At 67.3% G+C, this 6431-nt stretch carries 8 protein-coding genes; 5 read left to right on the forward strand and 3 right to left on the reverse strand.

Annotation, left to right across the window (positions count from 1 at the left end; genetic code table 11):
* Positions 1 to 10: 10 nt before the first annotated feature.
* On the forward strand, positions 11 to 295 hold the full coding sequence (locus tag A5781_RS15555) for a hypothetical protein (protein ID WP_067207758.1): 285 nt from the start codon (positions 11 to 13) through the stop codon (positions 293 to 295).
* Here A5781_RS15555 and A5781_RS15560 read toward each other — a convergent pair.
* Positions 279 to 761, reverse strand: coding sequence for a hypothetical protein (locus A5781_RS15560; RefSeq protein ID WP_067207762.1), 483 nt, complete (start codon positions 759 to 761; stop codon positions 279 to 281). The two genes, A5781_RS15555 and A5781_RS15560, sit on opposite strands and share 17 nt — an antisense overlap.
* 83 nt (positions 762 to 844) lie before the next feature.
* On the opposite strand from A5781_RS15560, the gene A5781_RS15565 reads away from it, so the two are divergent.
* Both A5781_RS15565 and A5781_RS15570 read left to right on the forward strand, forming a co-directional pair.
* Positions 845 to 1522, forward strand: coding sequence for a phosphatase PAP2 family protein (locus A5781_RS15565; protein ID WP_067207766.1), 678 nt, complete (start codon positions 845 to 847; stop codon positions 1520 to 1522).
* A gap of 59 nt (positions 1523 to 1581) precedes the next feature.
* Positions 1582 to 2238, forward strand: coding sequence for a L,D-transpeptidase (locus A5781_RS15570; RefSeq protein WP_067207769.1), 657 nt, complete (start codon positions 1582 to 1584; stop codon positions 2236 to 2238).
* 6 nt (positions 2239 to 2244) lie between these two features.
* Here A5781_RS15570 and A5781_RS15575 read toward each other — a convergent pair whose 3' ends face one another.
* Together A5781_RS15575 and A5781_RS15580 are read right to left on the reverse strand one after the other, a co-directional pair.
* On the reverse strand, positions 2245 to 2733 hold the full coding sequence (locus tag A5781_RS15575; RefSeq protein WP_197503855.1) for a nuclear transport factor 2 family protein: 489 nt from the start codon (positions 2731 to 2733) through the stop codon (positions 2245 to 2247).
* Positions 2734 to 2840: 107 nt separating this feature from the next.
* A complete protein-coding gene (locus A5781_RS15580) occupies positions 2841 to 3482 on the reverse strand; it encodes a TetR/AcrR family transcriptional regulator (RefSeq protein ID WP_067207775.1) in 642 nt (213 codons plus the stop codon).
* 38 nt (positions 3483 to 3520) lie between these two features.
* On the opposite strand from A5781_RS15580, the gene A5781_RS15585 reads away from it, so the two are divergent.
* Entirely contained in the window at positions 3521 to 4744 is a 1224-nt protein-coding gene (locus A5781_RS15585) for a hypothetical protein (protein ID WP_067207778.1), read from the forward strand.
* 157 nt (positions 4745 to 4901) lie between these two features.
* On the forward strand, positions 4902 to 6431 hold a 1530-nt coding region (locus tag A5781_RS15590), incomplete at its 3' end, for an Hsp70 family protein (protein ID WP_067207782.1).

Raw genomic sequence — 6431 nt, forward strand, 5'->3', positions numbered from 1 at the left:
GGAGTGTGTCGTGAAGCCCTTGGACGCACTCGACCAGCTGCCCACCGACCGCGCCGCCGGCCGCGTGTACGGCGAGCCCTATCAGACACCGGACGGCACCACCGTGATCCCCGTCGTCAAACCCCGCGGCGTCTTCGTCGTCCGCAACGGCGAGGCGTCCTGGACGCCCGCCGTGGACGGGAATCGAATCGCGCTGATCGGAGTGATGACCGGCCTGCTGGCGGCGGTGATCGGCAGCCTCGCGGTGCTGCGGCAGCCGCCCTGGCCGCGGATGACCGTCACGGACTATAGGTAACGCCGACCGCGCGAAAGACGTAGTCGGGCGGCATGTCGAAGGTCAGCGATCGCCGCGGCAGGGCGCTGAGCACGTCGGCCGGAATGGCGACCTTGTAGTGCAGCGACAGTTCGCCGCTGAACTTCGGGTCGACCCGATTGACGTCGACGTCGACCTGCAAACCGGTCGACGATATTTCGACCTGCGCAGAACCTCTGTTGTCCGCGTCCCAGCGGACATCGACGGTCGGGCCGGCCAGCCTGGGCAACATGGACAACGTGGCGAGCACCCGCTCGGAGCTGAACACCAGCGAACCCGTGTAGCTGGCGACGCTGTGCGGCAATCGCACGCCGGGGATGGCCCCGCGGAATCGCCGGGTCACCGGGACGTAGTCGGCAAGGTGGATAAGGCCTTCCGCCTCTACCTGCGCGTATACGCCGTCGGGCAACTTGCCGATGCCGAACAACCTACGGACAAATACGGCCATGACGCCAGTATGGACCGGCGCCGGCGGCCACGTGGTCAGGCCGCCTGCCGCTATGCGCGGCGCAGCTGGTATCCGTGGGGGTCATGACCCGATTGCGGATCATTCCGGCCGCCTGCATCGCCGTGACCGCTGTGGCGGTGTACGCGCTTATGTGGGTGGGTTACTCACAGGACTGGCACTGGCAGCAGCGCATGGACTGGTCACTGTTGGACGCCGCGCGCGACAGCGCGGTCAAACACCCGTTCTGGGTGCGGTTCTGGGCGGACGTTTCCTTTGCGCTGGGCCCGGTCCCGTTGCGGGTGCTGGGCACGGTGGCGGCGGTCGCCGCCCTGGTGGCGCGCCGGGTGCGGGCAGGGCTGCTGCTGTTGGCGTGCGCGCCGCTGAGCGGGCTCGTCACGCTGGCGGCCAAGACGCTGGTGGACCGGCCGCGGCCGTCGACCATGCTGGTGGCCGCGGCCGAGACATCGTTTCCGTCGGGGCACGCTCTGGAGGCGACTGCCGCGCTGCTCGCGGCGCTGTTCCTGGTGTTGCCGACGATGAACCGGGCGGTGCGCCGCGGTGCGGCCGCGCTGGTCGCGCTGAGCGTGCTGGCGGTGGGGGTCTCGCGGGTGGCGCTGAACGTGCACTACCCGTCCGATGTGTTGGCGGGCTGGTCGCTGGGCTACCTGTATTTCCTGCTGTGTTTCACGGTGATTCGGCCGTCGAGCCCGGCCTCCTCCCGAAAACCATGCGACGCGGGGGATTTGATCACGGCGCGGTGACCTAACCGGGTCTAAAGCTTTACTTGACCCCGTGCTGTGGGGGTTTGACGATAGAGGTCATGCGCCGACTGCTCGCTTCACTGTCCGCTTCGGCGTGCGCATTTTTCGCGTCGCTGGCGCTGGCGCCGATCGGTGCCGCGGCGGGTGCCCCCTGGTTCGCGAACGCCGTCGGCAATGCCACACAGGTGGTTTCGGTGATGAGCACCGGCGGGTCGAACGCGACGATGGACATCTATCAGCGCTCCGCCGCCGGTTGGCAGGCGTTGCGGACGGGGATTCCCACCCATGTCGGTTCGGAGGGTATGGCACCCCAGGCCAAGAGCGGGGTGCCGGCCACTCCGATGGGCGTGTACACCCTGGACTCCGCCTTCGGCACCGCGCCGAATCCCGGTACCGGACTGCCGTATACCCAGGTGGGCGCCAATCACTGGTGGAGCGGCGACGACCACAGCCCCACCTTCAACTCCATGCAGGTGTGCCAGAAGGCGCAGTGCCCGTTCAACACCGCCGAAAGCGAGAATCTGCAAATCCCGCAGTACAAGCACGCGGTCGTGATGGGAGTCAACAAGAACAAGACCCCGGGCGGCGGCTCGGCGTTCTTCTTCCACACCACCGACGGGAAACCCACCGAGGGATGCGTCGCCGTCGACGACGCTCAGCTGGTGTCGATCATGAAATGGTTGCGGCCCGGCGCGGTGATCGCCATCACCAAGTAGCGCGCGTCAGGCGTCGGTGGCCAGCGCGCGACCGGGCTTGAGCGTGAAGTTCATGCCCTCCAACGACATCGTGGCGTCGTAGGTTCGGTCGTACCCGGTCCCGCTGATCTTCCAGCCGGAGTCGGTGCGCCGGTAGGTGTCGCGGTAGAAGGCCGCGCCGATCAGCATGAAGTTCAAGTCGGCGACGATCACCCGGTCCTGCAGATACCAACTGCCCGTTGCCGTATCGCCGTCGACGACGATGTCCGGATGGGTCACCCGGTGCTCGGTGATGACGTTGGCGGGCAGCGACGTACGCATGTACTCGACCAGGTCGTTGCGGTTGGTGAAGTGCAACTCGTTGCCGATCGACGGCCCGTAGTCGGCCTTGATGTCCTCGGCCAGCGTGTCGGCGAAGTCGTCCCAGTGCTTGGTGTCCAGCGCACGCAGATACCGGTATTTGACGTGCTTGATGGCTTCGATATCGGCCAGTTCGTCGAGGGTGAGGGTGCTCATCCGGTCATTGCAGCACACGGTGATGAGCCGCCTGCGCTCGCATCGGAGAGCCGGCGTCGCCGAGACTTGAGCCACGGTCACATCGTGTGGCGTGTCTCGTGCGTGGTTTAAGTGTCGCGGTGGCCCCGACCCTCGGACAGGTAGCGGGTGACCATGTCGATCAGGGCGCGCCGTTCCAGGCTCCAGTCGATGGCCGTCCCGGTGACCATCTGCGCCAGCACCACGCCCCGCAGCGTGGCCCAGATGACTTCGGCCACACCGGCATTCGCCGGGTCGCCGGTGATCAGCCGCCCCAGCTGCCCGATCGCGGCGTTCATCTCCAGCAGATGGCGACGCGGCGACTCGCCCGGGCCGCCGCGGGTGGCCCGCAGGATCTCGAACGCCGCCATCGACGTCGGACTGCTGTAGCAGCTCCACGCGGTGTCGACGACCACCTCGATGCGCTCGCGCAGCGGCAACTCGCTGACATCGGCGGACGACAGGCTCTCGATCAGCCGGTCCACCCCGTCGTCCACGACGGCCATCAACAGGCCGTTGCGATCCCCGAAGTGATACTGGATGACGCCCCACGTCACGCCCGCGCGTTCGGCGACGTGCTTGGCGGTCGCGGCGGCGAAGCCCTCCTCCGTGATGCAGCGGACCGTCTCGTCGATGATCTTCGCGCGCGTGTCGTCGCCGCGCTTGCGCGGCGCCGTGGTGCGCCGGGTGGGGCCAACCGAACCCCCGGCCTGACCTGCAGCAATCGACATTGTTGACTTTATAACATAGCCAAGTCTATTTTTGGCCGGTGAGCCGATCCCGTTATGCGCGGTTGACCCGCGAGCAGCTGGCCGTCCTGGTTCCCGAACTGCTCTTGATCGGGCAACTGATCGACCGCTCGGGCATGGCCTGGTGCATCGGCGCGTTCGGTCGCGACGAGATGGTGCAGATCGCCATCGAGGAGTGGGCGGGCGCCAGCCCCATCTACACCCGGCGCATGCAGCGGGCACTCAACTTCGAGGGCAACGACGTGCCGACCATCTTCAAGGGGTTGCAGCTCGACATCGGCGCGCCACCGCAATTCATGGACTTCCGCTACACCGTGCACGACCGCTGGCACGGCGAATTCCACCTCGACCACTGCGGTGCGCTGCTCGACGTGGAGCCGATGGGTGAGAAGTACGTGTTCGGCATGTGTCACACCATCGAGGACCCGACCTTCGACGCCACCGCGGTGGCGACCAACGCCCGCGCCCAGGTGCGCCCCATCCACCGGCCGCCGCGGACACCAAAGGACCGCCAGCCGCACTGCGCGTGGACCGTCATCATCGACGAGTCCTATCCCGAGGCCCAGAGCATTCCCGCGTTGGACATCGTGCGCCAAACCCGAGCCGCCACATGGGAACTCGATCCGATCGACCGCTCCGGCGAGGGCAAGGCGGATTACTCCGGCCCGTTGCTGTCCGACTTCGACTTCGCCGGCTTCTCGCATTCGGCGCTGGTCCGAATGGCCGACGAGGTCTGTCTGCAGATGCACCTGCTCTACCTGTCGTTCGCCATCGCGGTGACCGCCCGCGCCGCCGACGACGCCCAGGCCGTGTCCTTGTGCACGCAAGGCCTCACCGGCATAGCGGGCGTGGCCGCCGAGCGCATTCACCGCGCGCTGGGGCTGCCGGGCGGCATCGAAGGCGTGTTGCAGGTGCTCGAACTGCACCCCCTGCTGAACCCCGCCGGCTACGTCTGCGCGGAGACGGCCAACCGGCTCGTGGTGCACCGCTCGCCGGCCCACGACGACGCCGCGTGGATCGCGCTGTGCTCACCCGAATCGGTGCAACCGCTGCAGGCGATCGCCACCGGCGTCGACCCGCACATCGAGGTCCGGGTCAGCGGCACGAACACCGACTGGACCGCGGAACTGGTCGAAACCGACGCCGCGGCCGCCGAACTGCCCGAGGTGTCGGTAACAAAGGTGAGCGGTGGAGCGACATTCCAGTTTGAGCCGAGACGATCACTGCCGCTGACCGTGGTGTAAGCGACCGCGTCAATTTGTCAAGGGGTCAGCGGTACCACTTCGGTGACGAGGTGGCATCGACCGGATACCGATGATGTTGCAAGCCATCGGTTTTGGGCGTGTCCGCGGCTATGGTTAACGCTGGCCACCGACCCCTATAGACGAAAGTTTTCGCTCTATGTACGACCCACTTGGGTTGTCGATCGGGACCACGAACCTGGTCGCTGCGCGCAACGAAAGTACACCGGTCACCCGGCGTTCGGTGCTGACGCTTTACCCGCACTGCGCGCCGGAAGTCGGCTTGCCCGAAGAGAATTCATATCTCGCCGAGCCCGGCGTGATGATGAAGGGCTTCGTCGAGCGCATCGGTGAATCGGTGGCGCTGGTGTCCGTTGACGGCTCCGCGCACGACCCGGAACTGCTGACGGTGGAGGCCCTGGACGCGATGGTGCGCGCCGCCGGCGCGGACGCGTCGTGCTCGGAGATCTCCATTGCCGTGCCCGCGTACTGGAAACCCGTTACGGTGCAGGCGTTGCGCGACGGTCTGCGGACGCATCTGGGATTCGTCCGCAGCGGCATGGCGCCCCGGCTCGTCTCGGACGCGATCGCGTCGTTGACCGCCGTGAAGTCCGAACTCGGCCTGCCCGACGAAGGCGTGGTGGGGCTGCTGGACTTCGGTGGCGGCGGTACATCGGCCACGCTGGTGAACGTCGCCGGCGATTTCGAACTCGTCACCGCGACAATGCGTTACGCGGCTCTGTCCGGCAACGAAATCGACCAGGAGCTGCTGCTGCGGGTCTTCGAGGAACTGGGTCGCGGCAGCGGTATCGACCCGGGCAGCACGGCCGCCGTCGGGCAACTCGGCGACCTCAGTGAACAGTGCCGGCTGGCCAAGGAGCGGCTGTCCACCGACGTGGTCACCGAAATCGCGGCCCAGCTCGGCGAACGCAACTGCAGCTTCACGCTCAGGCGCGACGATCTCGAAGACCTGATGGCCGATCGGCTGACCGGCTTCATCTACGCCTTCGACGACATGCTGGTGCGCTACCGCAAGAACTGGGGGGACCTGGCTGCGGTGGTGACCGTCGGCGGGGGCGCATACATTCCGCTTGTCGCTGAACGGCTTTCGGTGCACGGACGCATCCCGGTCCTGACGCCGTCGCAGCCCGCACTCGCGGCGGCCTGCGGCGCGCTGCTGCTCGCGTCCCGCGGTGACGAGCTGAGCCTGCGCACGCGGACGTCGATCGGCCTGCTCGCGTCCGCCAACGCCACCAATGAGGTCGTCGACCTCGGTGCCGGCGACGTGCTGGTGATCGACGACGAGGCGTTGACGGATCGCGAATTGGCGTGGTCGCAGACCGAATACCCCGGCGACGTGCGGTTGCGGTTCGGCGGCGAAACCTACGACGAAGACGGCCCGTCCGGCTGGTCGATGCGCATGAACGTGATCGACCCGCCCCCGGACCGGCCGTGGCGCCGCCTTCGGTTGTCGCAGTTGATCATCGGCATGTCCGCCCTCGTGGCGATGACGGCGATCGGTGGCGTGGCCTACACGCTGACCGGCCTCGAAAACCGCCAGGCCCCGCCCGCGCCCAGCGTCGCGCCGCTGCCGGCCCCCCCGGCCAGCCCGCTGGTCCCGCGCCCCGTCGCGCCGCCACCTCCTACGGCCTGTCTCTTATACACATCTGACGCTGCCGACGATCGCATA

The sequence above is a fragment of the Mycobacterium sp. 852002-30065_SCH5024008 genome (genome assembly GCF_001665645.1).
Taxonomy (GTDB): Bacteria; Actinomycetota; Actinomycetes; order Mycobacteriales; family Mycobacteriaceae; genus Mycobacterium; species Mycobacterium paraffinicum.

What these genes read in the sequence shown, in the direction of transcription:
- A5781_RS15560 (WP_067207762.1), bottom strand. Translation starts at nt 761, where the DNA reads ATGGCCGTATTTGTCCGTAGGTTGTTCGGCATCGGCAAGTTGCCCGAC.
- A5781_RS15565 (WP_067207766.1), top strand. Translation starts at nt 845, where the DNA reads ATGACCCGATTGCGGATCATTCCGGCCGCCTGCATCGCCGTGACCGCT.
- A5781_RS15570 (WP_067207769.1), top strand. Translation starts at nt 1,582, where the DNA reads ATGCGCCGACTGCTCGCTTCACTGTCCGCTTCGGCGTGCGCATTTTTC.
- A5781_RS15575 (WP_197503855.1), bottom strand. Translation starts at nt 2,733, where the DNA reads ATGAGCACCCTCACCCTCGACGAACTGGCCGATATCGAAGCCATCAAG.
- A5781_RS15580 (WP_067207775.1), bottom strand. Translation starts at nt 3,482, where the DNA reads ATGTCGATTGCTGCAGGTCAGGCCGGGGGTTCGGTTGGCCCCACCCGG.